A 24,877-nucleotide genomic window follows, 5' to 3' on the forward strand; every position below is an offset into this window, starting at 1 on the left:
TAACTTAGATGTATGACTACGGTTATCCTAAAATCCGACTCGGAAAGTAAGATTCAACAACTGCTAAAACTTGCTGAAGAGTTAGGCGTATCGGCAGAAAAGCAGAACGATTTTGTGGAGCTTGATGCAAAGGCCCTGGCTTTTGGTATTGGTCGACCGGCTACGGACGAAGAGTGGGATGCATACTTTGCAAAACAAAAGCATACTAAATTCCTCGACTTAGATGAGGCTTTTTCTAAATATTTGGATCAAGAATAGTCTGTTTTGTGAGAGTTATAATAGCTGACCATGCACTTGCCGTTATTGATTTAGCCGCCGCGTTTGTCGAATCACAAAATACTCCGGGTAGTGGTAACAGATATGCTTTACGTTTTAAGAAAGCAATAAAAGACCTGGCGATAAGAGATGTGCAATATCCGATATGTAATCATCCTCATTTTGCAAAATTGCAATATTCATGCAGCCATTTCAACTCTTGGGTAATTGCTTTTAGAATTGAAAATGATAAGTTGATTGTGCATGAGATAGTGCTTGCATCATTATTGATATGATCTTAGCTCTTCATCTTCTTTAACAAATTCTCAACCACTCTTGGAAAGTGGTGATGCTCCAGTTGCTGGCCTTTGAACTTTATCATTTCGAGAGTATCACCGGGTTCAATTTTAAAGCGCGACTGGTGGATGATCTCACCTTCATCGAAATTTTCGTCTACAAAGTGTATGGTAATGCCCGATTCTTCTTCTTTATCGGCAAGTATCGCCTTGTGCACATTGTCGCCATACATACCTTTACCGCCGTATTTTGGGAGCAGGGCAGGGTGCAGGTTGATGATCTTATTAGGAAATGCCCTAAGCAGCGATTGTGGCACCAGCCATAAAAAGCCGGCGAGCACTATAAGGTCGATATTCAGATTTTTTAGAAGGCGGATAACATCTTCTGTCTCGTAAAATTCTTTACGTGTAAATATGTGCGACGGTATTTCAAAATTATCGGCACGTTGTAAAACGTAGGCCTGTGGGTTATTGGTAAGTATTATGGCAACTTCGGCATCGTTATGGCGTTTAAAATGCTCCATTATTTTCTGAGCATTTGAGCCTGATCCGGAAGCGAAAATGGCTATTCGTTTTTTCAATGTAGCAAACCGGTTTTTATAATCACTTCAAATATAATCTTTTACTCTAAAATGCAATTATTTGTTTCGTTGCTTAACAAAACCATATTGTACAATGCGCCTGCGCTGATTTGCCGGATAATTTGTTTGCAGGTCGCCGGTTTGCAGCACCATCGAATATTGGCCCAGCGTAACAATTTTTGTATTCGTAAATGGTTGTATGCTTTCTGTTTCCGAAGTATCGCAAGCTATATCTGATAGTAAAAATAACTTGTCTTTTGAAAGCGACCATTTGCCGGTAGTAGTTTGTTCCAGGCAACTGTAATTACTATACGTGCAGGTTTTGTCCGCATTAAACTTAAACAGTTGCTTAAAGTCGCAATCCCGGTATAGGGTGTCGGTTTTACCTTTAGTGTCGCCTACATAGTTAAAAACCTGTAATGATGCCAGCTCCCATGTGCCGCTGCTGACTAAAGCGTCTATGGTACTGAGTTCATCTTTTTTGCAGGAGTTGTATAGCGAAATAACAGCTAATCCTATAATTAAAAATAATATGTTCCTGCGCTTCATTAGTTTTTTGCCAAAAATATAAAATCCCCTGTGTTTTTGTAACGATTGAATTAGTAACGTAAATATGGCTTTTGAATTACTTTTAGCAAAACATGGTGCAATTACTTTTGTTGAAAAATTAAACCACCATTTATGTTAGCAACTAAAGGTTATGCCGCCTTAAAGGCAAGTGATGATTTGAAACCATTTACGTTTGAACGTAAAGAAGTTGGCCCGAATGACATACAAATAGAAATTTTATACTGCGGTGTTTGCCATTCAGACATTCACCAGGTGCGTGATGAATGGGGCGGATCGATATTTCCGATGGTACCCGGACACGAAGTTGTAGGAAAGATTGTAAAAGTAGGCGATGCAGTAACTCAATTTAAAGTAGGTGAAACTGCAGGTATCGGTTGTTTTGTTGACTCGTGCCGCACATGCCCAAGCTGCCGGGCGGGTGAAGAGCAATATTGTGATAACCATATATCATTCACATACAACGGTACCTATAAAGACGGAACGCCTACTTACGGCGGTTACTCAAACCAAATAGTGGTTGATGAGCAGTATGCTTTGCATGTTTCTGATAAACTACCGCTTGAAGCTGTGGCACCGTTGCTTTGTGCAGGTATTACCACTTATTCGCCGTTGAAAACCTGGAATGTTAAACAGGGAGATAAAGTAGGAGTAGTGGGCCTTGGCGGATTAGGGCACATGGCGGTTAAATTTGCCGCTTCAATGGGCGCTGATGTTACTGTGTTAAGTACATCGCCATCAAAAAAAGAAGACGCTGAAAAACTGGGTGCACACCATTTTGTGGTTACCCGTGACGAAGAACAAGTAAAAAGTGTTGCCGGCTCGTTCAATCTGATCATCAATACAATCTCCGCGCAGCATGAGTATGACTTTTACCTGCAGATGCTTAAGCTTGACGGTACAATGGTGCTTGTTGGTATTCCACCCGAAGCGCCGCAGGTATCCGCATTTAACCTGATAAACAAACGTCGCCGTCTTGCCGGATCAATGATAGGCGGTATTCGTGAAACGCAGGAAATGCTTGATTACTGTGCCGAACATAATATTGTATCTGATGTGGAAGTAATCAATATCGATTACATCAACGAAGCTTATGACCGCATGATGAAAAATGATGTGCGTTACCGTTTCGTGATCGATATGGCAAGCTTGAAATAGTCGGTAAATAATTACTGTTTAAAACAAAAAACGATGGGTTTCAACCATCGCTTTTTGTTTTATGACTAATCCATTAAATGCGCGAACTTTTCCCAAAAGCCATCTTTTGGTAGGGGTGCTTTAATCTCTACTGGCTCATTTTTTACGGGGTGAATAAATTGAAGTTTGCGTGCATGCAGGCTGATGCTTTTGCGCAGGCTACCTCGCGGATAGCCATATTTGTTATCGCCAACTATAGGTGAATTTAATGTAGATAGCTGTACGCGTATTTGATGCGGGCGTCCTGTAACCGGATTAACTTCTATTAAGTAATACCCATTTGCTTCGCCAACCGTACGGTAATGCAATTCAGACCGCAGGCTACCCTGCACCTCATGCCCATGAGCTTTGGTAACATTTTTCTGAGGATTTTTTACCAGCCAGTGTACCAGGTCGCCGTAAGGGGGGGCAGGTTTATTACGTACAACGGCATAATAGGTTTTACGTATCTGCCGTGTTTTAAAAAGCTGATTCATCCTGTCGAGCGCCTTGCTGGTTTTAGCAAACAGGATTACGCCGCTAACAGGCCGGTCCAGCCTGTGTACCACACCTAAAAAGGCACCGTTAGGTTTATTATATTTTGCAGCAATATATTTCTTAACTTTTTCGTCAAGCGGTTCGTCGCCGGTTTCATCAACCTGTACAATATCGCCTGCGCGTTTGTTAACCGCAATCAGGTGATTGTCCTCGTATAATATATCGTTATCGGTAATAGGTAAACTCATTTTTGATTTCGAATTTCGAATGTTCGATTTCGAATTAATAACAATGGATTGCTTGATTTGGTTGATTAAGTGAATGGTGAAATTTTTGAGATCTCAATCAACCACTCACCATTCACTACTCACTAATATTGTTCTTTATCGCTTGGGAAACTGCCCGACTTGACATCGCTGGTATAGTTCTTTATTGCGTCGCTCATCACGTCATATAGGTTGGCATACTGGCGTAAAAAGCGTGGTTTAAAACCTTTGTTTATACCCAGCATATCGTGTATTACCAATACCTGTCCGTCGCAATACTGCCCGGCGCCAATGCCAATAGTAGGTATGCTCAGACTTTGGCTAACTTCCTGGCCTAACTGAGCCGGTATTTTCTCAAGTACAACAGCAAAGCAACCAAGCTCCTGCAGTTTCAAAGCATCATTACGCAGCTTTTGCGCTTCAGCGTCTTCTTTTGCTCTTACGGTATATGTGCCAAATTTATATATGGATTGCGGTGTAAGCCCTAAGTGTCCCATAACCGGGATGCCGGCTGTTAAAATTCTGCTTACCGATTCGGCTATTTCAATACCACCTTCCAGCTTCACCGCGTGTGCTCCCGATTCTTTCATAATACGGATTGCCGACGCCAGGGCTTCCTTTGAATTTCCCTGGTACGAGCCAAAAGGCAGGTCAACTACTACAAGCGCCCGTTTGGCTGCCCGCACTACCGACGATGCGTGGTAGATCATCTGGTCGAGCGTGATAGGCAAGGTGGTTTCATGACCGGCCATTACATTTGATGCCGAATCGCCAACCAGTATCACATCAACACCGGCATCATCAACAATGCTGGCTATTGAAAAATCATAAGCGGTAAGCATGGCTATCTTGTGCCCGGCGTTTTTAAGTTCCTGCAGGGTGCGGGTAGTAACCCGTTTTATTTCTTTGTTAACCGACATGTGGCTGCGGATTTATTTGTTAGACAAAGGTAGAAACTACCTGTATAAATAATGTGTAAATTTTATTAGTATAAAACATTAAGTTTTTGTACTTTTGCACCCGTGAAAATAGAAGTGAATTACTTCCATATTTCTACCTCTTGTAACGGCCTGCCACACCAGGCAAACCGGCTAATTAAATCATTCAATTTATTTTATAATGACCAGTTACACTAAATTACCTGCGGTATTATTATTGGCTGACGGCACAGTTTTTCATGGCAAAGCAGCGGGAAAAATTGGAACCACCACCGGCGAAATTTGTTTTAATACCGGCATGACCGGTTACCAGGAAATATTTACCGATCCGTCATACTTCGGGCAGATCATGGTGACCACTAACGCCCACATAGGTAACTATGGCATCAGTAACGAAGAAGTTGAATCGGGAAAGATACAGATAGCAGGGTTGGTTTGTAAAAATTACAACATCGCTTACAGCCGCAAGCAAGCCGATGGTTCAATACAGGATTACTTCCAGGAGCAAAACATTGTAGGTATATCAGATATTGACACCCGCCAGCTGGTGCGTCACATTCGTGACAAGGGTGCCATGAACGCCATTATATCTTCAGAGATACTTGATGTTGAAGAACTGAAAAGAAAACTGGCTGAAGTACCATCAATGGACGGGCTGGAACTTTCATCGCAGGTATCAACTACCGAAACCTATACTTTTGGTAATGAGGATGCACCATACCGTGTAGCGGTGCTTGATTTAGGTGTAAAGAAAAACATCCTGCGCAACTTTGCCGACCGTGATGTATATGCAAAGGTTTATCCGGCTAAGACAACTTTTGAAGAAATGGAGAAAGATTTTGCGCCGACCGGTTATTTCATTTCAAACGGTCCCGGCGACCCATCGGCAATGCCTTATGCTGTTGAAACTGTAAAAGAAATTTTAAATGCGGATAAGCCAATGTTCGGCATATGCCTTGGTCACCAGTTATTGGCATTGGCTAATGATATCCCGACTAAAAAAATGTTTAATGGTCACCGCGGTTTAAATCACCCGGTAAAAAATATTATTAAAGATCATTGCGAGGTAACCTCGCAAAACCACGGTTTTGGTGTAGTGCAGGAAGCAGTAAGGGCATCTGATAAAGTTGAAATTACCCACGTAAACCTTAACGACCAGTCGATTGAAGGTATCCGTGTAAAAGATAAAAAAGCATTCTCGGTACAATACCACCCTGAATCGTCACCTGGTCCGCACGATTCAAGGTATCTGTTTGATGACTTTATTGATCTGATGAAATAGGTTGGTCATTGGTTAATAGTCATTAGTCACTGTCATTGAAAATATTAAAAAGCGATAGGTTGAAAATCTATCGCTTTTTTTATTAAAAAATATGTAAATATTCAGTTTTATTGTTTTATGATTTTGATGATTTTCATGCTTTGCGCTTTGATTTTGCTGTTATTTTTTAGTGTCGGTATGCATTATTTTAACCAGATGATTTATACCAAGCGTATTAAAAAACAATTAGCAGATTTAAATTATCAGTTTGTTTCATTTAAATCTATTAAAAGACCGTCGCATGATAATGATGACATTGATGAGATGATATGGGGGACTTTTATAATGGATTATGGTGTAAACACAGGCTCAACGCTATTTAAAGAAGTAACGTATTTGGATAAAGCGAAACATACTCAAAAATGCACCGCAGTTATTGTAAAATTTCTATTTATCATCACCTCAGTAAAATTAGACATTGCTGCAAATTAAAATTGATACACAATAACTTAAGCCTATTCCTTAAAATTGTTACTCTCCCCGTGTTGGTGCCCTCACCAAACAACCACTCGATATACCTTTTCTTAAACCTATAGCCATACTAACTGTTAATCAATAAACTACTATTATGAAAAAGGGCGATACCGTACACTGGAACTGGGGCAAAGGCGAGGCAGAAGGTAAAATTGAGAAAGAGCACAAAGAACCGGTAAAGAAAACCATTAAAGGCTCAACCGTTAAACGCAATGCCAGTAAAGACAAGCCTGCTTACGAAATTAAACAGGGGAATGGCAATAAGGTGCTTAAATCAAAAGGCGAACTTAAAAAAGGCGGGAAGTAGTATATGCACCTCCCTTTCATTTTAAGAGGCTTGGGGTTAGCTGTAAAATTTTTGTCATTCACTCAAAATGTTATGGTTATTTAAATAAACTGTACCATTTTTACAGAATGGAAAAAAAGCCGGTTATTACTGTAAAGAACCTGGTTAAAAACTATGGCGACTTTGCCGCCGTACGTGATGTAAGTTTTGAGGTTTATGAGGGAGAAATATTCGGATTACTTGGTCCGAATGGTGCGGGCAAAACTACTACACTTGAAATAATTGAAACGCTTCGCGAAAAAACTTCAGGCGAGATCATCGTTGACGGCTTTTCAGTTGATACCAATGCCGACAGTATTAAGCAACGCATAGGCGTGCAACTTCAGGCCGCAGGTTATTATCCAAATCTTAACCTGTCGGAATTGATCGACCTTTTTTCAGGCTTATATGGTATCACCAAAAAGCCAATGGAAATGCTGGGAAAAGTTGCCCTAACAGATAAAGCCAAAGCCAAATACAAACAGCTTTCCGGCGGGCAAAAACAACGCTTCTCTATCGCTACTACATTAATAAATAATCCACGTATAATCTTTCTTGACGAACCTACCACCGGCCTCGATCCGCAGGCGCGACGTAACCTTTGGAATTTGATACGGGAAATACGTGACGCCGGTACCACTGTCGTTATTACTACGCATTACATGGACGAAGCCGAAGTACTTTGCGATCGTGTGGCCTTTATCGATGGTGGTAAAGTGATAGGTATTGATACACCTGATAATTTTATTGATAAGCTGGTTGAATCGGGCTTCGAACGGCCAAAGCAGGTTAAGGCCGCTAACCTTGAGGATGTTTTTATAAACATGACAGGCAAGGAGTGGAGAGAAAGTTAAGATAAGTTTTAGTCGGAAAGTCTGAAAAGTCAGGAAAGTCCGAAAGACGAATTAATATAGTATAAGATAAAGAACTTCCGGACTTGCGGTCTTTACCGACTTTCGGACTAACACAATGAGAAAGTACAGTAACACACGCGCCACTTTGGCTATTGCTACGGCAAGTTTAAAATCAATATTACGCAGCCCTTCGGCAGTGATATTCAGCTTAGCGTTCCCGCTGATATTTATATTGGTGTTCGGCTTTATTGGTGGTGGCGGCGTTAAGGTTGAAGTGGGTTTAGGCAAAGGCAGCGATACCACTAACATCGTTTACCAGGAGTTAAAAGGTGTAAATGTAGTTAAGTTGTTGCCTGATCTATCTGAAGAAACATTAAAAAAGAATCTTGAAAAAGGTAGCCTGGATGCAGTGCTTACAATCAGCAAAAATCCAAACGGTAAACCACCTTATATTGTTGATGTTAAATACACCAAAGCATCGCTCGAAAAAGGAAACATCCTGAAAGCCGTACTAAATAACATCTTCTATATAGTAAATACCAAAGGCGCTAACGCTCCGCCTCCTGTTGCCGAGTTGCGCGAAGCTACCGTACATGGCCGCGAGTACAAGACTATCGATTTTATACTGCCCGGGCAGTTGGGGTTCTCGTTGCTAAGTACAGGTGTGTTTGGTACTGCGTTCGTGTTTTTAAGTCTGCGGATAACCTTGGTAATCAAGCGTTTTTTTGCTACACCCGTTAAGCGTGCCAGCATTGTAATAGGCGAAGCCATAGCGCGTATTACTTTTTCCTTAATAGGCGCGCTGTTTATCATATTGGTTGGCCATTTCTTTTTCGGTTTTACACTGATACATGGCTTTGTAACGGTAATCAATATGCTCATATTATCCGTTATCGGCCTCATTGTTTTTATGGGATTTGGGTTTACAGTATCAGGCATCGCTAAAAACGAAAGTTCAGTACCACCAATAGCCAACATCATCACGCTCCCCCAATTTCTTTTATCCGGAACATTTTTCTCTATCGAAGCGTTCCCTAAATGGCTGCAGCCTATTAGCCGGGCATTACCGCTAACTTATTTGAATGACGCTATGCGTAAAGTGGCATTTGAAGGAGCGGGGTTATTTGATGTAACCCATCAATTATTAGTGCTTGCTATATGGGGTGTAATTATCTATACCGTGGCTGTTAAGGCATTTAAGTGGGAATAGATTGTTAACATTAAAATAATATTAGTAATCATATAATTAACATTTGCATAACATTAACGTAATAGATTTGCTGAAATCATTACAAGCATGTTAGGTAAACGTTTATTTAGTGTTATATGTCTGTTGATATTAATTGTTTGTTCAAGTAATGTTAGGGCGCAAAATGGTAAAACAGGTACCTGGGGAATAGTTACAGTAACATTACCCGGAGACAGCACCCACCGTTGGGGCGGATATATAGAGTTGCAAACCCGTACCAACACTTTTTTCAATCAGGCATTTTATTATGAAGTAAAAGGTGGTATCAGCTATGATATTGCTAAAAACTATACAGCGCTTATTGGTACCGGGCGGTATGTTACCTATGACTATAATGAACTTGACGAACCGCCAACGGTTTTAGAAACCCGCTTGTGGGAGCAGATGACCGTTAACCAACTGCTCGATCGTATTAAAATTGAACACCGTTATCGTATTGAGCAACGCTTTTTTGACCACACGCCATACCGTAATCGTTTCAGGTACAGGCTTAACCTGGCTATTCCTATTAATCATCGCAAAGTAGAACCAAAAACATATTATGCCGCTGTTTTTGACGAGATATTCCTGAATAATAAAGCGCCGCATTTTGAACGTAACCGTCTTTATGTGGGTATGGGTTACCAGTTTAATAAGTCGTTAAGCTTACAATTGGGTTGGATGCAGCAATATAACTACTCGCTTAACTCGGCAAGCACCGGCGGTAAAAACAACCTTGCTATAAATGTGCAATACCGCTTTAACCGCAAAAACACTAAGCCTAAAGAGCATATTCCGGGTATGCAGGATTAAATAATAGTGAATCAGGTTAAATTATTGTTATTAATGCCGGTTTTTTATTGCGATTTTTTAACTTAGCGCCGAAAAAATAAGTCACAAACGCTGATAAAATCACTATGAGTATAATTATTGATGTTCATGCCCGCCAGATACTCGACTCGCGCGGTAATCCTACAATTGAGGTTGATGTTTTAACAGAAAATGGCGCTTTAGGTCGTGCCGCTGTACCTTCTGGTGCCTCAACCGGTGCCTACGAAGCTGTTGAGCTTAGGGATGGTGATAAAGGAACTTACCTTGGTAAAGGCGTACTGAAAGCCGTTGCCAACGTAAACGAGAAAATTGCTCCTGAATTAAAAGGTGTTGATGTGTTTGAGCAAAACGCTATCGACGCTATAATGATAAAATTAGACGGTACCGAAAACAAAGGTAACCTGGGTGCTAACGCCATTTTAGGCGTATCGCTTGCGGTTGCTAAAGCTGCTGCTCAAGAGAGCCGCCAGCCTTTGTACCGTTACATTGGTGGTGTTAATGCTAACACGCTGCCAATCCCGATGATGAACATTGTAAACGGTGGTTCGCACTCTGATGCGCCTATCGCTTTCCAGGAGTTCATGATCATGCCTATCGGCGCTTCTTCATTCTCTGAAGCTTTGCGTTGGGGGGCTGAGGTGTTCCATAACCTGAAAAAGATATTACACGATCGTGGTCTTTCAACCGCTGTGGGTGACGAAGGTGGTTTTGCGCCAACTTTTGAAGGTACTGAAGATGGTGTTGAAACCATTATCAAAGCTATTGAAGCAGCAGGCTACAAAGCCGGTGAGCAGATTTATCTTGCTTTTGATTGCGCCGCTTCTGAGTTCTACAAAGACGGTAAATACGACTACACTAAATTTGAAGGCGAAAAAGGTGCTATCCGTACCAGCGCCGAGCAAGTTGAATACCTGGCTTCGTTAACCGAAAAATATCCTATCGTTTCTATTGAGGACGGTATGGCCGAAGATGATTGGGATGGCTGGAAACTGCTTACCGAAAGAATTGGCGACCGTGTACAATTAGTAGGTGACGATTTGTTTGTAACCAATGTAAAACGTTTACAACAAGGTATTGATAACGATACTGCCAACTCTATCCTGGTAAAAGTTAACCAGATAGGTTCGTTAACCGAAACTATCAACGCGGTATCATTAGCACAAAACAATGGCTATACTTCGGTAATGAGCCACCGTTCGGGCGAAACTGAAGATGTTACTATTGCCGATCTTGCTGTGGCCCTTAACTGTGGTCAAATCAAAACCGGTTCAGCCTCACGTTCAGACAGGATTGCAAAATACAACCAGTTACTTCGTATCGAAGAAGAACTTGGCGAATCAGCGCGCTTCATAGGTAAAGACTTCAAATTTTTGAAGAAGTAATTTCAAGAATTGATTCGAATTTTTACGAATAGTAAAAGCCGGCTTTATGCCGGCTTTTTTGGTTAGGCAGTTAATTGAATTATATGAATAAGTTATTTCTGATAATATTAGTATTATTTTGTTCGTGTAATGAAAGTGAAAAAGTAGTAGTTACATCACCCTCTAAAAAATATTTACTTGTAGCTAATGTGAATGATAAGAAAGAGGATAAGAAAAAATACGGTTGTGTTTTACTTAAACTGTATGATACACATGGTAAAGTTTTAGACAGTTTGCAAACCGGTGCTTCAGTATTCCAGACATGGGCTGCGGGATGGCATGATATAAATGATACAATCGTTTTATGTAGTAGTGATATTGGGACATATGCATATGCAGTAACTGCTAAAGGTAAGTTGAATGAAATTTCAGTAACGCTTGAAAGCCCTTTAATAGCTATTGGAGACACTGTTTTTAAGCGAACATACGGGTATGTATTGGGAAAAGATTAAACCTTTAATTAGCCCAACTATAATGGAATTTGAATTAAAAGGAGATAACGCTTTATTAAAAGTTGAGATACAAGATGTATATGGTTATCCTAATGTAACCAGTCATTTTGGAGGATATGATGCCCGATTATCTGTTAAGATCAATATCGATGGATTTCAGGTATTAGGTGACATATATTCATCAACAGGTGAAATATATAAATTATATCAACAATTATTTGCTTGCAATATATCTTTAAAAGGAAGCGTCCATTTTGAAAATTATGAGCACAATTTAGAATTTAATGCGGTTTATGGCATTAATGGAAAAGTTAAGGTCAATGGAGAGTTTGAAAAACATGATGAGTTTAGGAATGTTTTGCAATTTGAATTTGAGACCGATCAGTCATACATCTCTTCAACATTATTGCAACTGAAAAGAATTGTTGAGAAGTATGGGGATAATAAAGGTGTAATAAAAGAATGACTATAATTACATCTGCCCCAAATATGCAAACGCGCTAAATCGCTTATCACCCGCACCAACAGTTCAATTAAAATTCAAATACGCCCTCCAAATCGCAGTAGCAAGAGGCGTATAGGTTTAATATTGTGTTGGCTATAATATACGTCGGCTGTAGTGTTTAAATATCATCCCGATAATTAATTGTATCTTTGCACAAATAATAATTATCCGCCAGCTTACAATACCGGCTAAAGTCGGGGTACTACTTCGAAGTAAGCAATAAACACATTAGATGTCATTTGAAAATTTAAAACTTATAGAGCCTATTTTAAAGGCACTTAAAACGGAAGGCTATACACAGCCAACACCTATACAGGCGCAAGCCATTCCCATTATATTACAGCAGCGCGACCTTTTAGGATGCGCCCAAACAGGCACAGGTAAAACAGCTGCGTTTGCCATACCTACGTTACAGCTTTTGCATAACGACAGGCAAAACCACAAAGAACAAAAAACCATAAAGGCGCTGGTGCTTACACCAACCCGCGAACTTGCCATACAAATTGACGAAAGCTTTGCCGCATACGGTAAACATACCGGCTTAAAACACGCGGTTATCTTCGGTGGAGTATCGCAAAACCCGCAGGTTGATAAACTTCGTCGTGGCGTTGACATACTGGTTGCAACGCCCGGTCGCTTACTTGATTTGATGCAGCAGCGATTAATTCACCTCGATCATGTTAAAATTTTAATACTGGACGAGGCCGACCGTATGCTCGATATGGGTTTTGTTAACGATGTTAAAAAGATTATCGCAAAAGTTCCGCAGAAAAGGCAAACATTGTTCTTTTCGGCCACCATGCCAAAAGAGATACAACACCTTGCCGACAGCATTTTATACAAGCCTGAAAGGGTAGAAGTAACCCCAGTGTCGTCAACAGCTGATACCATACAGCAGGAAATATTCTTTGTTGCTAAGGGCGATAAAAAGCAATTGCTTAACCATATTTTAAAAGATAAGGACATTGCCACTGTACTTGTATTTACCCGCACCAAACACGGTGCCGATAAGGTAGTAAAGGACCTTAATCGTGCGGGGATTACCGCCGAAGCCATTCACGGCAATAAATCGCAAAATGCAAGACAGCGTGCGTTAACCAATTTCAAAGCACGTACAACACGTGTGCTGGTAGCAACCGATATTGCCGCCCGTGGTATTGATATTGACGAGCTAACGCACGTAATAAACTACGAACTGCCAAACGTTCCGGAAACCTACGTACACCGTATAGGCCGTACAGGCAGGGCAGGGGCAAGTGGTATAGCCATGTCGTTTTGCGATGAAGAAGAAAAAGAGTTTCTGAAAGATATCCATAAGTTGATAGGCAAAACCATACCGGTAAACGAAGCACACCCCTATCCATTACCGCAATTAACCTCTCAGCAAAAAATACTTAATAACTTAAAGAAAGATCCGCAGGTAAGAAATTTCAAGTCTTCATCAGAACGCCGTAATGAGAATAAACGTCGTGACAACCGAAATAGGGGAAAGAAGCATGGAAAAGGTGGCCCAAGCGGTATGAGTGGGAGCAAACCCGGCGCAAAGCGAGGGTGATAATATAATGTCATTTCGACGAGGAACGAGGAGAAATCTTCTGTAACATGCAATTTATTTTTTCAATCGCAGAAGATTTCTCCCTACGGTCGAAATGACATCTTTGAAAATTATTTTATCTTCTTTCATGTTGATAAGTTAATAACCATATTTGCAGCCCTCAAAACTTTTAAATAGCTTTAAATGAAATTTAAAAAGCCTGCTGATATGAAGCGCCTTATTGCCCTGTTCAGTAATAAATTCTTTTTGGTTACAGCTGCATTTGTGGTGTGGATGATCTTTTTTGATAAAAACGACCTGCTGTCGAGGTACGAATATCACCAGCAACTGCAAAAGCTAAAACACGAGCGGGATTTTTACCAGGCCGAAACCGACAAGGTGACCAAAGATCTTGACGAACTTTCATCTGACCCTAAACAATTAGAAAAATTTGCCCGTGAAAAATACCTCATGAAGAAAGATAATGAGGATGTTTACATGGTGGTGAAAGAAAAGCCAAAAGACGAGTAGTAGCGATTAATTTTTCACTTTCCTGTTTTCCAGTTCCCTTAATGCGTCGGCAGCTATCCATTTGGCGGCCTTGTGTGGTTGTTGCGCTATGCGCCGGGCTGTTTCAATTGCAATTTGCTGTAGCGTTGAATTGCGCTTGCCTATTTGCCGTAATGCCCAGTTAACGGCTTTCTTTACAAAGTTACGTTCGTCATAAGCCTCGCGCTCTATCACATCAAGAAAAGGTAGGAAAAGCATATTGTCAGCCTTTTTATTATGAACTGCGGCACAGGCCATCAGCACAAAAGAAGTTCGTTTTATAAATTCTTCAGGATGTGTGCTGTATTCAATTATTTTATCAGCTGCGTAGGAAGTATGCTGAAAAAGATTGCTGCATGTTTGGTCGCATAAATCCCACGAGTAGATGTCCTTCGTCCAACTGTCAAATTGTTCTTCAGTAACCTGCTTCGGGTCATCAATCATTGAAGCCAGCAGGCGTGCTTCATGTATTCCGGTTTTCCAAAGTGCAAGCGCAAGTTCATGGTTCTTTTTATGAAGTTTTGCAAGAGTTCGCAGTTGAGGAATATTCACTCCTATAGCTCTTGAAGCATCGATGCCAAAACGCGCCATACCTTCCTTATGCGTAGGGTTAGATAGTTGTTTTAACTGATCAATTACTTCGGTGAGTTGCATATCCTAAACAACTAACTGTCATTTCGACGAGGTACGAGGAGAAATCTTTTTCGACATGCTTTCAGAGTGTCGCTTTTAGAAGATTTCTCCCTTCAGTCGAAATGACAGTAAAAAATAATAAATTATATCCCTAACACCTGCTTCAGCTTCACATACCCGGTTTTACTTACCGGAATTTTAGCACCTGACTTTAATATGGCAAGGTGTGAATCCTTCTCATAGGGATCAATACGGGTGATCTCGCTTATTGCAAGCATATACGAACGATGCACACGTACGAACTGCTTCGGATCGAGCGTTTGCTCAAAGTAGCTCATGGTTTTATTTTTCAGAAAAGCGCCCTCGGGGGTTACAACGCTTACGTAATCATCATCAGCCTGCAGGTATTCAACATCCCGTACCGGGATAATTTTAACCTTTGTGCCGGTTTTTACTACTATACGCTCGTTTTGCGTGGCTGATTGTACATCTTCTAACAGCTTCTCAGTCTTTACCGCCGGTTTGGTTTCAGCAGATAGGGCTAAAAATTTTTCTACAGCCTTGTTAAAACGGTCTTTACTGAAAGGCTTAAGCAAGTAATCAATAGCATGCGCTTCAAAAGCTTTTATGGCATATTCATCAAACGCGGTAGTGAAAATCACTGATGGCGGCTGGTCGACCAGTTCAAGCATTTCAAAGCCGGTAATTTTAGGCATTTGCACATCCAGAAATATCAGGTCGGGTTTGTGTTGTTGTATAGCTTTTAGTCCTTCAAAGCCGTCGCCGCATTCTTGTATCAGTTCTATCTGATCTTTGAAATCAAGCAAATATTCCATTACAACCATGCGGGCCAAAGGCTCGTCATCAATTATCAGTGCGCGTTTCATACCTGGGGTACTTTAATTATGGTTGTAAATATATTATCATTTGCATGAGTTTCCATCAAATCGTTACGTGCAAATAATAAATACAACCTGCGCTGTACCCCGCGAAGGCCAAATCCGGTGCCTTGTTTAGGGCGTGATGTTTCCGGATCGTAAGGGTTTTGTACCATTAGTACAAGATATCCATTGTCAATTTCACCGCGGATGCTGATGGTTACTTCGCCCGTAGTATCATACAAGCCAAACTTTATGGCGTTCTCAACTATGGGCTGCAGCAGCATGGCCGGCATAATAGCGGTACCACAGTTTTTGTCGCAACTGATCTCGGTTTGCAGGCGGTGGCCAAAACGTACCTTTTCTATCTCGAGATAAAGATTCAAGTGCTCAAGTTCTTCGCTTAAAGTTATCCGTTGCTGATCGTCCTTGCGCAAAGTGCCGCGAAGAAAATCAGACAGCTGGTGTATCATTTTTCGCGCCTGGTCAGGCTTGAAGCCAATCAGGGCATTTATCGAATTTAAACTATTAAACAGGAAATGGGGTTGTAGTTGCTGGCGCAGATTGTAAAGCTCGGCATCACGGGCGAGGCTTTCAGCCTCATTACGGCGCTGCTCGGTTTCTTTCTGATCGAGTTGAGAGAAATATATTGCGCTAAGCATGGCCATCCAGCCTATAGCTAAAAAGCTGGTGAAAAATCTGATAACAAGTGATTGCTGCAGAAAATTGACATATACCTGCCCCGGTTTAAGCAGCGGAAGCAAATAACGGCAGCCGGCGGTACATATAACGGCTAAAGCAACACACCATATAAACAGGTTGATGTAGCTGCCTTTGCCCGGCTGGTAATAACGCAGGTTATTGTTAATAAGCCAGCATGCGCCGGTTAACAATACCGAGCTTGCAACACCATCAATGGTGGACATATACCAATCAAAGCCGAAGCTGTGCACAACATAGGTTTGCAGCGCGGCCCATGCCACGCCGCAAACCGCGAACGCAAGGTATAATCGTGATAATGCTGCTTTTGGAATAGCCAAAGCTTTAGTTTTTAATGGTTAACAGTGCTGAACGGTGGTGTGCCCATGCAATATACAGATCGGCATCAGGCGCTTCATGTATCTGGTAATGCAGTTCCGTACCATCGGTAAGGCTGTTTATAGGGTTGATCTCGGTAACATCAACAAACTGCCATTTTACCATTTGTTTTTGGGCATTGCTAAAGCTGTCCTGTAGCTCGGCGCCTATACGGTTAGCTTTTTCAAATGCTGTTTGCTCGGTATCGGCATTTATAAGCCTTAATTGCTCGTCAAACTGGGCAGGATGATTGCCATCGCCGCTTATTATCCTGAATATAAGTTTTGTTACGTACCAGTTCATTGTAGTTGAATTAATAGTTGTTGTTATTTTATGATGGATTTCAATAGCTGCGTATGTCAATACCGGCAAAAATGGATACACCTTTTATAACCAGTACTTTCTCGTTGTTTATGGTAGTGGTGTGCCTCATGCGTTTATCGTCAACCCCGGCAAATATTGATGATACATCAGAGATAACATGCCAGTGCGGCGGGATAATCAGCTTGGTACCCCCAAACACCTGTGTTATTTCCAGTATTACTTGTCCTTGTATATCGGCTTTTGTAAAGTCGATCTCGCTTCCACCGAAGATGTTCACTATTTCACCGCCTTTAAAACTTTTTGATACGATAATACGGTCGACACCGCCGAAAATGGCCACAGCGTCCAGGTAATCATCATTATAAGGATGGCGTGTGCTGCTTTGTGCTGGTTCATTTATTATAACAGGCTCATCTTCGTTTTTAACAGTATAGTCAACCACGGGGGCTTGTACAGGAGCGGTAAAATCTACCGGTTGCTTTTTTGATCCCTGTTCGAACTTACGCCATTTTTCCTGATCATATTTATTATTTCGGCGCAGTATCATCCACATACCGAAGGCGATAAATACGCCCGGCCAAATCAGTTTGTTGGCGTCATGACCGACAGCTTCCTGAATTAGAAATGCCACACCAAGCAGCACCAGGACAAACCATGCCGATTTTTGAAAATTACTTTTAGCGCCTATATATATGCCCGGGATGATCAGCCACATTGGCCAGCTGAACAGCCAACCCGGAAAAAAGAAGAGATCGAGCTGGCGCAGCAGCAAAACACCGCCAACTACCAGTAAAATACCCCCGGCAATCACTTTACCATTCTGAGGGTCTTTTTTATAATTTATATTGTTGTTCATGTTATATTCTTCTGAAGTATGATGCATCAAAACTAATATAACATTTGAGGTACGCCAACATAAAACTGGCGGCAGGTTGAAAGTACTCGGTAAGCGGGTGTTTTTTAGCGGTGAAAACTCCGGGAGATAACAACCTGTATAATTTACTTTTTAAATGAAGATCTGTAAAAACAAAAAAGCCCCGGAGAAATCTCCGGAGCCAACTTAAAGGATGAATAGTTTTTAGTTAGAATTTATAAGCTATACGCAAACCAAGCTGGCTTATTGTACCGTCGTTTGACCAGGCTTCGTAACGTAAGCCGGTTTCTAAACCGTTACCAAAAGAATAGCCTACACCGGGCGCATAAGTGAATGCAGTACCACCACCTTCTTCAGTTGAAAAAGTTGCACCTAATTGTGCTTCACCAAAAAAGCCTTCGTTAAAACTGCCGTTGAAATAATATTTTGCGCCTGCTTTAACGGGTATGAAACCAATACCAGACTTGCTTTCACCTGACTCTTCTAAAGCGTCTTTAACTTCACCTTTATACATTAGGTTAGTGTAACCTGCTGATAATGATACCGAAAATTGTTCGGCAACCGGAAGTTCGTATTTTAAAGATCCGCCGATAGCGAAGTTGAAAGCATCACCGGCATCACCTAAAGGTAAGCCTGCTTCAACCCCAACGCTAAATTTTCCCGGTTCTGAAGTTTGGGCCAGTGCACCATACGCGGTGCCACTTAATACTACTAATGCTAATAGAAATTTTTTCATGATAAATTGTAAATAATTAATAAGTTGATTTTTCGGACGCAACTATGCATAGCTATCCAGTCTGCAATTAATTGTTAATTAATTATTAGTCAGTATGTTATGACATAGTGTACTTCCAACAATATAGACGTAGCATAGCAGGGTAAACGCTACAATGTCAATTCATTTAAATTGAAAGTTTCAGTTAACTTCCTGTAAACGTGTTGGATATATTTGAAAAATATTTCAGGGGTGTTACCAGCCAAACCTGTACGCAACCCGTATGCCGGTTTGTTTCAGGTTATTCGACCAGCGTTCGTAACGCAAACTAAAATCAATACTTTGGTTATCGCTTTTTAAGGGGATAAGAAATCCCGGGCCGATGCTGAACGCCGACAAGGTTTTTTTGGCGTAATTGGTTTCTAACACAGCGCCGCCCTCTGCCTCGGCATAAACACCCCGGCTAAGGTAAACCTTTGCGCCGCCCTTTAGAGGGACATAGCCTGCTGCATCCGGAAATCGGTCGCCTCCGCCTATTAACGCGCTTTTATAATAAAAACTGGTATATCCGGCGGTAATGGTTAAACTTACGGGAGAAGCGATAGGTACTTCGGCCTTGCCCGAACCACCAAATCCAATATTATAAATACTTTGTGAAGGTATACCAAGCTCAAGCCCCACACTGAAAGCTTTATTTAATGATACGCTTTGCGCCTGAACCTTTAATGCCGCAAATACAAGCAGTACAAGTAATATTTTTTTCATGCTATCTATTGGTCAAACTGATAAAAATGTTCTCAAGCGAACTACTGTTGTTTTTTTCGCGCAATCCTGTTAGCGTTTCGTCGGCTACAATTTTGCCTTTATTGATGATGATCACATTATCACACACGGCTTCCACTTCCTGCATAATGTGAGTGCTTAATACAATTGTTTTGCTTTTGCCAAGTTCGGTAATCAATTGGCGAATACCTATCAGTTGATTTGGGTCGAGGCCCGAGGTGGGTTCGTCCAATATCAACACATCAGGGTTGTGGAGTATGGCCTGCGCCAGTCCGACACGTTGTTTGTAACCTTTCGAAAGTTGGCCAATTTTTTTATGCTGCTCGGGGCCAAGGCCGGTTTGTTCAATTACTTCGGCAATACGTTTTTCTGGTTGATGCAATTTGTGTATTCCTGCCACAAAGCCAAGCGACTCTTTTACATACATATCCTGGTAAAGTGAATTGCTTTCGGGCAGATAGCCTATATGGCGGCGCACATCAAGCGGCTGCTTTACTACATCAAACCCGCAAACCGTGGCCGTACCCGATGTTTGGGGAATAAAGCAGGTAAGTATCTTCATGGTTGTCGACTTACCCGCGCCGTTCGGCCCTAAAAAGCCCAATACTCCGGGTTTAGCGGTAAATGAAATTTCATCAACTGCCTTTTGTGTGCCGTAAACTTTGGTAAGGGTAGAAACTGAGATACTCATATGGCGGTAAATTTAGATGTTAGATGTGAGATATGAGACGTGAGATTTGGAAAATTTCGAATTTCGGATGTTCAATTTCGAATTTAGATTTGATTAGTGAGTCGTCATTGAACAACACGCGTAAGGGATAAAAGCGGATTCCGGCCTGTGGCTAAAGCCTGAAGGCGTATGAGCGGATAGCCCGGTCCGAAGGGATACGCCCATATATTTTTTAGTCCGGCAGTCCGCATAAGCCCAAAAGATCGCTTTATTAACAGCAGTTAACTTAATTATTTACATTTCCAGCTTTCGGAACTTTCCGACTTCCGGGCTTGTTCCACTTTTATACTCCCCAACTCATTCTACTTTTCTGACTTTCAGACTTCCCGACTTTCACACTAAAAACTATCTTTGCCACTGATATGAGTAAAGCAACCGACGAACTTTTTAAGAACGTTATTTCACATGCCAAAGAGTATGGCTTTGTGTTCCCTTCAAGCGAGATATATGATGGCCTTAGCGCCGTCTATGATTATGGCCAAAATGGTTCGGAATTAAAGAATAATATTAAAACCTACTGGTGGAAAAGTATGGTGCAAATGCACGAGAATATTGTGGGTATTGATGCCGCCATATTTATGCACCCCACCACCTGGAAAGCCAGCGGGCACGTTGACGGCTTTAGTGATCCGATGATTGACAACAAGGATTCGAAAAAACGCTACCGGGCCGACCAGCTTCTGGAAGATCGCATAGCCAAATACGAAGCAGAGGGCAAAACCGAAAAAGCTGCGCAACTGCAGCAAGAAATGGATGATGCCCTGAAAGCCGAAAACCTGCCCCGCCTGAAAGAACTGATTATTGAACAGGAAATTGCCTGCCCGGTAAGCGGTACCCGCAACTGGACTGATGTAAGGCAGTTTAACCTGATGTTCAGCACACAAATGGGTGCTGTGGCTGATGACGCCGATGTAGTATACCTTCGCCCTGAAACCGCGCAGGGTATATTTGTGAATTACCTGAACGTGCAAAAATCGGGAAGGATGAAGATTCCTTTCGGTATTGCGCAAATTGGTAAGGCTTTCCGTAACGAGGTTATTGCCCGCCAGTTCATCATCCGGATGCGTGAGTTTGAGCAGATGGAGATGCAGTTTTTCGTACGCCCCGGTACGCAAAAAGAGTGGTTTAATAAGTGGAAAGAAACCCGCCTGAAATGGCACCTTGCCCTTGGTACTGCTCCTGAAAAATACCGTTACCATGAACATACCAAGCTGGCGCACTATGCCGATGCGGCTTATGACATCGAGTTTGAGTTTCCGTTTGGTTTTAAGGAAGTGGAAGGCATTCACAGCCGTACCGATTTCGATCTGAGCCAGCACCAGAAATTTTCTGGCAAAAAAATGCAGTATTTCGATCCTGAACTGGGTGAAGACGGCAAGCCTTATGGTAACTACATTCCGTACGTAATTGAAACCTCAATAGGTTTAGACCGTATGTTTTTGCTTACGCTGATAAACGCCTACGAGGAAGAAGACCTGAGTACCGAAGAGAAACAGGACAGCCGCACCGTTTTACGCCTGCATCCTGTACTGGCCCCGGTTAAAGCCGCTATTTTTCCGCTGACCAAAAAAGACGGTCTGCCTGAAAAAGCCCGCGAGATAATGGACAAGCTGAAACTTGATTTCAATATACAATACGAAGAGAAAGATGCTATTGGCAAACGTTACCGCCGCCAGGATGCTATTGGTACGCCTTTTTGTATCACGGTTGACCACCAGACATTGGAAGACAACACCGTAACCATACGCTATCGCGACACCATGACGCAGGAACGTGTACCTGCTGATGATTTGGAAAAGATTATTGGTGATAAGGTGAGCTGGAAGAATGTTTTAAAATAACAGCCCCTCAATCCCCTAAAGGGGAAGTAAAATATGAAAGCCGCTTCAGTTATTTTGAAGCGGCTTTTTTTATTTATGGAACGTGTGCTGACATTACCAACAAAGTGCGGACTTTTTACTCTTCTGTCATGCCGAATTCATTCGTCATCTCTCATGCAATTCCGCAAGCTTAACATGAGAGATGCTGAAACAAGTTCAGCATGACCGTTTGAATTACTTTAGCCCCTCGTCCTTTGCAGGTGTTGTCACCTGCAAAACTTACAAAGCCCTAATCCAGCAACAACATCGTCGTATTGATAATATCACTAAACAACTTCTTATCACCTGTCGAGCGGGCGGTTACTCTGATGCCTTTTATGGTGTTGAAAATGAAGCGGGCCAGCACTTTTGCGTCCTGCTTGTTGGTTATTTCGCCGCTTTGTTGGCCTTTGCTTATCACGCGGTAAAAAGCGTCTTCCATTTGCTGGTCGCCTTTGCACACTATGGCTTTTACCGTATCGTCGTGCGCGGCGCCTTCAACTTCGGCATTTACCATAAAGCAACCCTTTTTTTGTTCGTCGTTCAATAACGAACTCACGCTTAGCTCAAGCAGTTGTTTTATTACTTCTTTGGCTGGAGCCTTTTGGTTTAATAGTTCATTTATTTGGTTGCTGCCTTTTTCCTGGTAACGTTCAAGCGCTTTTATATATAAGGCATGTTTGTCACCAAAGGTATCATACAAGCTGGAGCGACTTATGCCCAAGGTATCTACCAAATCCTGCATCGACGTACCATTGTAACCCCTATGCCAAAACAGGCATACGGCTTTGTTTAATACTTCGTCTTCGTTAAAATCCTTGGTTCGTGCCATAGCAAAAAAAGCTTTACCCTTTTTATAGGGCAAAGCTATTGATTTTACCTTGTTTAACGATAATTTGTTAAATAAGGTATGTGTTGAATGCTAATTAGCGTACGCCGCCGCTGGCAATCAACGTTTCGCCGGTTAGCCAGCGTGAATCGTCTGAAGCCAGGAACACAGCGATTGGCGCAATGTCATCCGGCAAACCAATACGGCCAAGCGGCGTAGCTTTTACAGCTTCGTGGTGGAAATCGCTGCCAATAAATCCGGCTGATATGGCACCTTCAGTTTCAACCATACCCGGGTTAATAGAGTTTACACGTATGTTTTTAGGACCAAGCTCTTTTGATAATACTTGAGTGATGGAATCAACAGCGCCTTTGGTAGCTGTATAAATGGAACTTCCCGGAGGCGTAATACGTGTAACTGTTGAACTGATGTTAATGATGCTGCCGCCTTTTTCACCAAAGCCTTTAACGGCTGCCCTGCTGGCCAGTAATAAACCAAGCACATTAGTATTAAACTGATGATGGAATTCTTCTTCGGTTACATCATCAATAGGGGTAAATTTATATATACCGGCATTATTTACTAGTATATCAACTCCGCCGAACGCTTTTTGTGCTTCATCAAAAATACGCTCAACATCAGCGGCAACCGCAACACTGCCTTGTACGGCAATTGCTTTACCACCCTCAGCAGTAATAGCGTCTACAACTTTATCGGCTCCTTCTTTTGATGATGAATAGTTTACAACAACAGCGGCGCCTTCGGCAGCTAAACTTTTTGCTATACCTGCACCTATACCTTTTGAAGCGCCGGTTACTACGGCTACTTTATCAGCTAACTTTTTCATTTTTCGATTTAATTTTTAATTTTGGAACAATTGTTCCGCAAATATAAATCTAATTGGAATGAATATTCCAATTAGAAAGATAAGTTATAATCAAGATGACATTTGTATGGCTTTGACGGTCTGTTTTAGGCTGTTTCGCAACACAAAAGCCGGATAGGAAACTATCCGGCTTTAATCAATATCTTAAATAATAGCTAAACGCTTGGTTCTTGCTGGCTGAGGCAATGGAAACTGCCCAGTCCCCAGATAATATCGGTTGAATCAATACCTATTACTTTTCTGTCTGGAAAACATTGTTGCAGGATATCAAGCGCCTTATAGTCCTTATCGCAACGAAATGTTGGCACCACTACAGCGGCATTGCCTATGTAAAAGTTTGCATATGATGCCGGCAGGCGTTGGTCTTCATAAATCACCGGATCGGGCATTGGCAATTCAACTATGTTCAGTTGCTTGCCATTTAGCAGGCGCATCTTTTTCAACTCCTGAAGGTTTTCCTGTAAAATGTGATGATTCTCGTCGTTCTTATTTTCTTCAACAACGGTAACTACGGTATCTTCGTTTACAAAGCGGGTAATGTCGTCAATATGACCGTCGGTATCGTCACCTATAATACCATCGCCAAGCCAAAGCACCTGTTCAACACCGTAATAATTTAGCAGATATCCTTCAATTTGCTGCTGATTTAGATGCGGATTACGGTTTTTGTTCAACAAGCACGCGGTGGTTGTAAGCACGGTACCATTGCCATTAAAATCAACCGACCCACCTTCCATTACAATACCGGGATGGTAAACAGGCAATCCGAAGTGTTCAGCAATCTTTGTCGGAATAACATCATCCAGATCATACGGAGGATATTTATCGCCCCAGGCATTGTAGCCCCAGTCGATAATCACCTTTTGTTTGGTTTCCGGATTAATCAAAAATGCCGGACCATGGTCACGGCACCAGGCATCGTTTGTCGGGAACTCAAAAAACTCAACCTTGCTCAAATCAGTGCCAATGGCATTTAAATGTTCTTTGGCAAAAGCTTCCATCGCTTTGTCAGCTACGTTAATACGCACAAGTTCGCCGGCAGTAAGCTCTTTGATAAACTCGCTGTATTTGCGGTATATCATTTCAATTTTACCCGGCCACGAAGCTTCCTTATGAGGCCAGCTTAGCCATGTAGCTGTATGCGGCGCCCATTCGGCAGGGAAGGAAAATCCCGCCTTCGCGGGTGAGTCCATAGACCATAGTCCATTGTCCATAGTT

The 24,877-nt window shown here is 41.9% G+C and carries 30 protein-coding genes; 15 read left to right on the top strand and 15 right to left on the bottom strand.

Annotated elements, in window-relative coordinates; translation table 11 throughout:
• The first annotated feature begins 12 nt into the window (after nt 1–12).
• Nucleotides 13–258: a hypothetical protein gene (locus EOD41_RS14480; RefSeq protein WP_127706153.1), complete on the top strand. Its 246-nt coding sequence runs from the start codon at nt 13–15 to the stop codon at nt 256–258.
• An 8-nt stretch (nt 259–266) separates the two neighbouring features.
• Nucleotides 267–551 carry a hypothetical protein gene (locus EOD41_RS14485; RefSeq protein WP_127706155.1) on the top strand — a complete coding sequence of 95 codons (285 nt, stop codon included), beginning with the start codon at nt 267–269 and terminating at the stop codon, nt 549–551.
• Between the two features lie 2 nt (nt 552–553).
• Here the strand turns inward: EOD41_RS14485 and purN are convergent, their stop codons facing one another.
• Together purN and EOD41_RS14495 are read right to left on the bottom strand one after the other, a co-directional pair.
• Nucleotides 554–1,132, bottom strand: coding sequence for a phosphoribosylglycinamide formyltransferase (gene purN, locus EOD41_RS14490; protein ID WP_127706157.1), 579 nt, complete (start codon nt 1,130–1,132; stop codon nt 554–556).
• Nucleotides 1,133–1,189: 57 nt separating this feature from the next.
• Nucleotides 1,190–1,681: a DUF5004 domain-containing protein gene (locus EOD41_RS14495; RefSeq protein WP_127706159.1), complete on the bottom strand. Its 492-nt coding sequence runs from the start codon at nt 1,679–1,681 to the stop codon at nt 1,190–1,192.
• 132 nt (nt 1,682–1,813) lie between these two features.
• On the opposite strand from EOD41_RS14495, the gene EOD41_RS14500 reads away from it, so the two are divergent.
• Nucleotides 1,814–2,857 (top strand): NAD(P)-dependent alcohol dehydrogenase, encoded by a 1,044-nt coding sequence (locus tag EOD41_RS14500; RefSeq protein ID WP_127706161.1) that lies wholly within the window; start codon nt 1,814–1,816, stop codon nt 2,855–2,857.
• A gap of 65 nt (nt 2,858–2,922) precedes the next feature.
• On the opposite strand, the gene EOD41_RS14505 is transcribed toward EOD41_RS14500, so the two are convergent.
• Nucleotides 2,923–3,621 carry an RluA family pseudouridine synthase gene (locus EOD41_RS14505; protein ID WP_127706163.1) on the bottom strand — a complete coding sequence of 233 codons (699 nt, stop codon included), beginning with the start codon at nt 3,619–3,621 and terminating at the stop codon, nt 2,923–2,925.
• 122 nt (nt 3,622–3,743) lie between these two features.
• Nucleotides 3,744–4,559: a 3-methyl-2-oxobutanoate hydroxymethyltransferase gene (gene panB, locus EOD41_RS14510; protein ID WP_127706165.1), complete on the bottom strand. Its 816-nt coding sequence runs from the start codon at nt 4,557–4,559 to the stop codon at nt 3,744–3,746.
• A 199-nt stretch (nt 4,560–4,758) separates the two neighbouring features.
• Between panB and carA the strand changes: the two genes are divergently transcribed.
• The 11 genes from carA to EOD41_RS14565 all read left to right on the top strand — a co-directional run bounded on the left by carA (nt 4,759) and on the right by EOD41_RS14565 (nt 14,053).
• Complete coding sequence (carA, locus tag EOD41_RS14515) at nt 4,759–5,859, top strand: glutamine-hydrolyzing carbamoyl-phosphate synthase small subunit (protein WP_127706167.1); 1,101 nt, start codon at nt 4,759–4,761, stop codon at nt 5,857–5,859.
• Nucleotides 5,860–6,054: 195 nt separating this feature from the next.
• Nucleotides 6,055–6,330, top strand: coding sequence for a hypothetical protein (locus EOD41_RS14520; RefSeq protein WP_164849941.1), 276 nt, complete (start codon nt 6,055–6,057; stop codon nt 6,328–6,330).
• Nucleotides 6,331–6,466: 136 nt separating this feature from the next.
• Entirely contained in the window at nt 6,467–6,679 is a 213-nt protein-coding gene (locus EOD41_RS14525; protein ID WP_127706171.1) for a hypervirulence associated TUDOR domain-containing protein, read from the top strand.
• 107 nt (nt 6,680–6,786) lie between these two features.
• On the top strand, nt 6,787–7,551 hold the full coding sequence (locus EOD41_RS14530) for an ABC transporter ATP-binding protein (protein ID WP_127706173.1): 765 nt from the start codon (nt 6,787–6,789) through the stop codon (nt 7,549–7,551).
• Nucleotides 7,552–7,666: 115 nt separating this feature from the next.
• Nucleotides 7,667–8,761 carry an ABC transporter permease gene (locus EOD41_RS14535; protein ID WP_127706175.1) on the top strand — a complete coding sequence of 365 codons (1,095 nt, stop codon included), beginning with the start codon at nt 7,667–7,669 and terminating at the stop codon, nt 8,759–8,761.
• A gap of 87 nt (nt 8,762–8,848) precedes the next feature.
• Entirely contained in the window at nt 8,849–9,592 is a 744-nt protein-coding gene (locus tag EOD41_RS14540) for a DUF2490 domain-containing protein (RefSeq protein ID WP_127706177.1), read from the top strand.
• A gap of 104 nt (nt 9,593–9,696) precedes the next feature.
• Nucleotides 9,697–10,992 carry a phosphopyruvate hydratase gene (gene eno, locus EOD41_RS14545; protein ID WP_127706179.1) on the top strand — a complete coding sequence of 432 codons (1,296 nt, stop codon included), beginning with the start codon at nt 9,697–9,699 and terminating at the stop codon, nt 10,990–10,992.
• A gap of 83 nt (nt 10,993–11,075) precedes the next feature.
• Nucleotides 11,076–11,483, top strand: a complete 408-nt coding sequence (locus EOD41_RS14550) for a hypothetical protein (RefSeq protein ID WP_127706181.1) — start codon at nt 11,076–11,078, stop codon at nt 11,481–11,483.
• 22 nt (nt 11,484–11,505) lie between these two features.
• Complete coding sequence (locus EOD41_RS14555; protein ID WP_127706183.1) at nt 11,506–11,949, top strand: WapI family immunity protein; 444 nt, start codon at nt 11,506–11,508, stop codon at nt 11,947–11,949.
• Nucleotides 11,950–12,220: 271 nt separating this feature from the next.
• A complete protein-coding gene (locus tag EOD41_RS14560) occupies nt 12,221–13,543 on the top strand; it encodes a DEAD/DEAH box helicase (RefSeq protein WP_127706185.1) in 1,323 nt (440 codons plus the stop codon).
• A gap of 183 nt (nt 13,544–13,726) precedes the next feature.
• Entirely contained in the window at nt 13,727–14,053 is a 327-nt protein-coding gene (locus tag EOD41_RS14565) for an FtsB family cell division protein (RefSeq protein WP_240663413.1), read from the top strand.
• A gap of 6 nt (nt 14,054–14,059) precedes the next feature.
• Here EOD41_RS14565 and EOD41_RS14570 read toward each other — a convergent pair whose 3' ends face one another.
• The 8 genes from EOD41_RS14570 to EOD41_RS14605 form a co-directional block, all read right to left on the bottom strand.
• A complete protein-coding gene (locus tag EOD41_RS14570) occupies nt 14,060–14,725 on the bottom strand; it encodes a DNA alkylation repair protein (RefSeq protein WP_127706187.1) in 666 nt (221 codons plus the stop codon).
• A 122-nt stretch (nt 14,726–14,847) separates the two neighbouring features.
• Nucleotides 14,848–15,591: a LytR/AlgR family response regulator transcription factor gene (locus EOD41_RS14575; protein WP_127706189.1), complete on the bottom strand. Its 744-nt coding sequence runs from the start codon at nt 15,589–15,591 to the stop codon at nt 14,848–14,850.
• The gene (locus EOD41_RS14580) at nt 15,588–16,622 is read right to left on the bottom strand and encodes a sensor histidine kinase (protein WP_240663415.1); all 1,035 of its coding nucleotides are present in this window, start codon (nt 16,620–16,622) and stop codon (nt 15,588–15,590) included. Before EOD41_RS14580 ends, EOD41_RS14575 begins: the two co-directional genes overlap by 4 nt.
• A gap of 4 nt (nt 16,623–16,626) precedes the next feature.
• Nucleotides 16,627–16,962 (bottom strand): DUF4288 domain-containing protein, encoded by a 336-nt coding sequence (locus EOD41_RS14585; RefSeq protein WP_127706191.1) that lies wholly within the window; start codon nt 16,960–16,962, stop codon nt 16,627–16,629.
• Nucleotides 16,963–17,002: 40 nt separating this feature from the next.
• Nucleotides 17,003–17,839 carry a LiaF transmembrane domain-containing protein gene (locus tag EOD41_RS14590; protein WP_164849942.1) on the bottom strand — a complete coding sequence of 279 codons (837 nt, stop codon included), beginning with the start codon at nt 17,837–17,839 and terminating at the stop codon, nt 17,003–17,005.
• A 226-nt stretch (nt 17,840–18,065) separates the two neighbouring features.
• Nucleotides 18,066–18,593 (bottom strand): outer membrane beta-barrel protein, encoded by a 528-nt coding sequence (locus EOD41_RS14595; protein WP_127706195.1) that lies wholly within the window; start codon nt 18,591–18,593, stop codon nt 18,066–18,068.
• Nucleotides 18,594–18,827: 234 nt separating this feature from the next.
• Nucleotides 18,828–19,337 (bottom strand): hypothetical protein, encoded by a 510-nt coding sequence (locus tag EOD41_RS14600; protein WP_127706197.1) that lies wholly within the window; start codon nt 19,335–19,337, stop codon nt 18,828–18,830.
• 1 nt (nt 19,338) lies between these two features.
• A complete protein-coding gene (locus EOD41_RS14605; protein WP_127706199.1) occupies nt 19,339–20,046 on the bottom strand; it encodes an ATP-binding cassette domain-containing protein in 708 nt (235 codons plus the stop codon).
• Between the two features lie 401 nt (nt 20,047–20,447).
• Between EOD41_RS14605 and EOD41_RS14610 the strand changes: the two genes are divergently transcribed.
• Complete coding sequence (locus tag EOD41_RS14610; RefSeq protein ID WP_127706201.1) at nt 20,448–21,926, top strand: glycine--tRNA ligase; 1,479 nt, start codon at nt 20,448–20,450, stop codon at nt 21,924–21,926.
• Nucleotides 21,927–22,194: 268 nt separating this feature from the next.
• On the opposite strand, the gene EOD41_RS14615 is transcribed toward EOD41_RS14610, so the two are convergent.
• The 3 genes from EOD41_RS14615 to EOD41_RS14625 form a co-directional block, all read right to left on the bottom strand.
• Nucleotides 22,195–22,776, bottom strand: coding sequence for a TetR/AcrR family transcriptional regulator (locus tag EOD41_RS14615; RefSeq protein ID WP_127706203.1), 582 nt, complete (start codon nt 22,774–22,776; stop codon nt 22,195–22,197).
• Between the two features lie 94 nt (nt 22,777–22,870).
• Nucleotides 22,871–23,620, bottom strand: coding sequence for an SDR family NAD(P)-dependent oxidoreductase (locus EOD41_RS14620; protein ID WP_127706205.1), 750 nt, complete (start codon nt 23,618–23,620; stop codon nt 22,871–22,873).
• A gap of 194 nt (nt 23,621–23,814) precedes the next feature.
• Nucleotides 23,815–24,873: an agmatine deiminase family protein gene (locus tag EOD41_RS14625; protein WP_127706207.1), complete on the bottom strand. Its 1,059-nt coding sequence runs from the start codon at nt 24,871–24,873 to the stop codon at nt 23,815–23,817.
• Nucleotides 24,874–24,877: the final 4 nt, after the last annotated feature.

The organism is Mucilaginibacter limnophilus (genome assembly GCF_004005815.1).
GTDB classification, from domain to species: Bacteria; Bacteroidota; Bacteroidia; order Sphingobacteriales; family Sphingobacteriaceae; genus Mucilaginibacter; species Mucilaginibacter limnophilus.

Coding starts and splice junctions, on each gene's coding strand:
- EOD41_RS14540 (WP_127706177.1), top strand. CDS start 8,849: ATGTTAGGTAAACGTTTATTTAGTGTTATATGTCTGTTGATATTAATT.
- EOD41_RS14520 (WP_164849941.1), top strand. CDS start 6,055: ATGATTTATACCAAGCGTATTAAAAAACAATTAGCAGATTTAAATTAT.
- EOD41_RS14535 (WP_127706175.1), top strand. CDS start 7,667: ATGAGAAAGTACAGTAACACACGCGCCACTTTGGCTATTGCTACGGCA.
- EOD41_RS14565 (WP_240663413.1), top strand. CDS start 13,727: ATGAAATTTAAAAAGCCTGCTGATATGAAGCGCCTTATTGCCCTGTTC.
- EOD41_RS14605 (WP_127706199.1), bottom strand. CDS start 20,046: ATGAGTATCTCAGTTTCTACCCTTACCAAAGTTTACGGCACACAAAAG.
- EOD41_RS14550 (WP_127706181.1), top strand. CDS start 11,076: ATGAATAAGTTATTTCTGATAATATTAGTATTATTTTGTTCGTGTAAT.
- EOD41_RS14560 (WP_127706185.1), top strand. CDS start 12,221: ATGTCATTTGAAAATTTAAAACTTATAGAGCCTATTTTAAAGGCACTT.
- carA (WP_127706167.1), top strand. CDS start 4,759: ATGACCAGTTACACTAAATTACCTGCGGTATTATTATTGGCTGACGGC.
- EOD41_RS14555 (WP_127706183.1), top strand. CDS start 11,506: ATGGAATTTGAATTAAAAGGAGATAACGCTTTATTAAAAGTTGAGATA.
- eno (WP_127706179.1), top strand. CDS start 9,697: ATGAGTATAATTATTGATGTTCATGCCCGCCAGATACTCGACTCGCGC.
- EOD41_RS14600 (WP_127706197.1), bottom strand. CDS start 19,337: ATGAAAAAAATATTACTTGTACTGCTTGTATTTGCGGCATTAAAGGTT.
- EOD41_RS14595 (WP_127706195.1), bottom strand. CDS start 18,593: ATGAAAAAATTTCTATTAGCATTAGTAGTATTAAGTGGCACCGCGTAT.
- EOD41_RS14610 (WP_127706201.1), top strand. CDS start 20,448: ATGAGTAAAGCAACCGACGAACTTTTTAAGAACGTTATTTCACATGCC.
- EOD41_RS14505 (WP_127706163.1), bottom strand. CDS start 3,621: ATGAGTTTACCTATTACCGATAACGATATATTATACGAGGACAATCAC.
- EOD41_RS14575 (WP_127706189.1), bottom strand. CDS start 15,591: ATGAAACGCGCACTGATAATTGATGACGAGCCTTTGGCCCGCATGGTT.
- EOD41_RS14525 (WP_127706171.1), top strand. CDS start 6,467: ATGAAAAAGGGCGATACCGTACACTGGAACTGGGGCAAAGGCGAGGCA.
- EOD41_RS14530 (WP_127706173.1), top strand. CDS start 6,787: ATGGAAAAAAAGCCGGTTATTACTGTAAAGAACCTGGTTAAAAACTAT.
- EOD41_RS14585 (WP_127706191.1), bottom strand. CDS start 16,962: ATGAACTGGTACGTAACAAAACTTATATTCAGGATAATAAGCGGCGAT.
- EOD41_RS14570 (WP_127706187.1), bottom strand. CDS start 14,725: ATGCAACTCACCGAAGTAATTGATCAGTTAAAACAACTATCTAACCCT.
- EOD41_RS14590 (WP_164849942.1), bottom strand. CDS start 17,839: ATGAACAACAATATAAATTATAAAAAAGACCCTCAGAATGGTAAAGTG.
- EOD41_RS14620 (WP_127706205.1), bottom strand. CDS start 23,620: ATGAAAAAGTTAGCTGATAAAGTAGCCGTAGTAACCGGCGCTTCAAAA.
- EOD41_RS14500 (WP_127706161.1), top strand. CDS start 1,814: ATGTTAGCAACTAAAGGTTATGCCGCCTTAAAGGCAAGTGATGATTTG.
- EOD41_RS14615 (WP_127706203.1), bottom strand. CDS start 22,776: ATGGCACGAACCAAGGATTTTAACGAAGACGAAGTATTAAACAAAGCC.
- EOD41_RS14480 (WP_127706153.1), top strand. CDS start 13: ATGACTACGGTTATCCTAAAATCCGACTCGGAAAGTAAGATTCAACAA.
- EOD41_RS14495 (WP_127706159.1), bottom strand. CDS start 1,681: ATGAAGCGCAGGAACATATTATTTTTAATTATAGGATTAGCTGTTATT.
- panB (WP_127706165.1), bottom strand. CDS start 4,559: ATGTCGGTTAACAAAGAAATAAAACGGGTTACTACCCGCACCCTGCAG.
- EOD41_RS14625 (WP_127706207.1), bottom strand. CDS start 24,873: ATGGACAATGGACTATGGTCTATGGACTCACCCGCGAAGGCGGGATTT.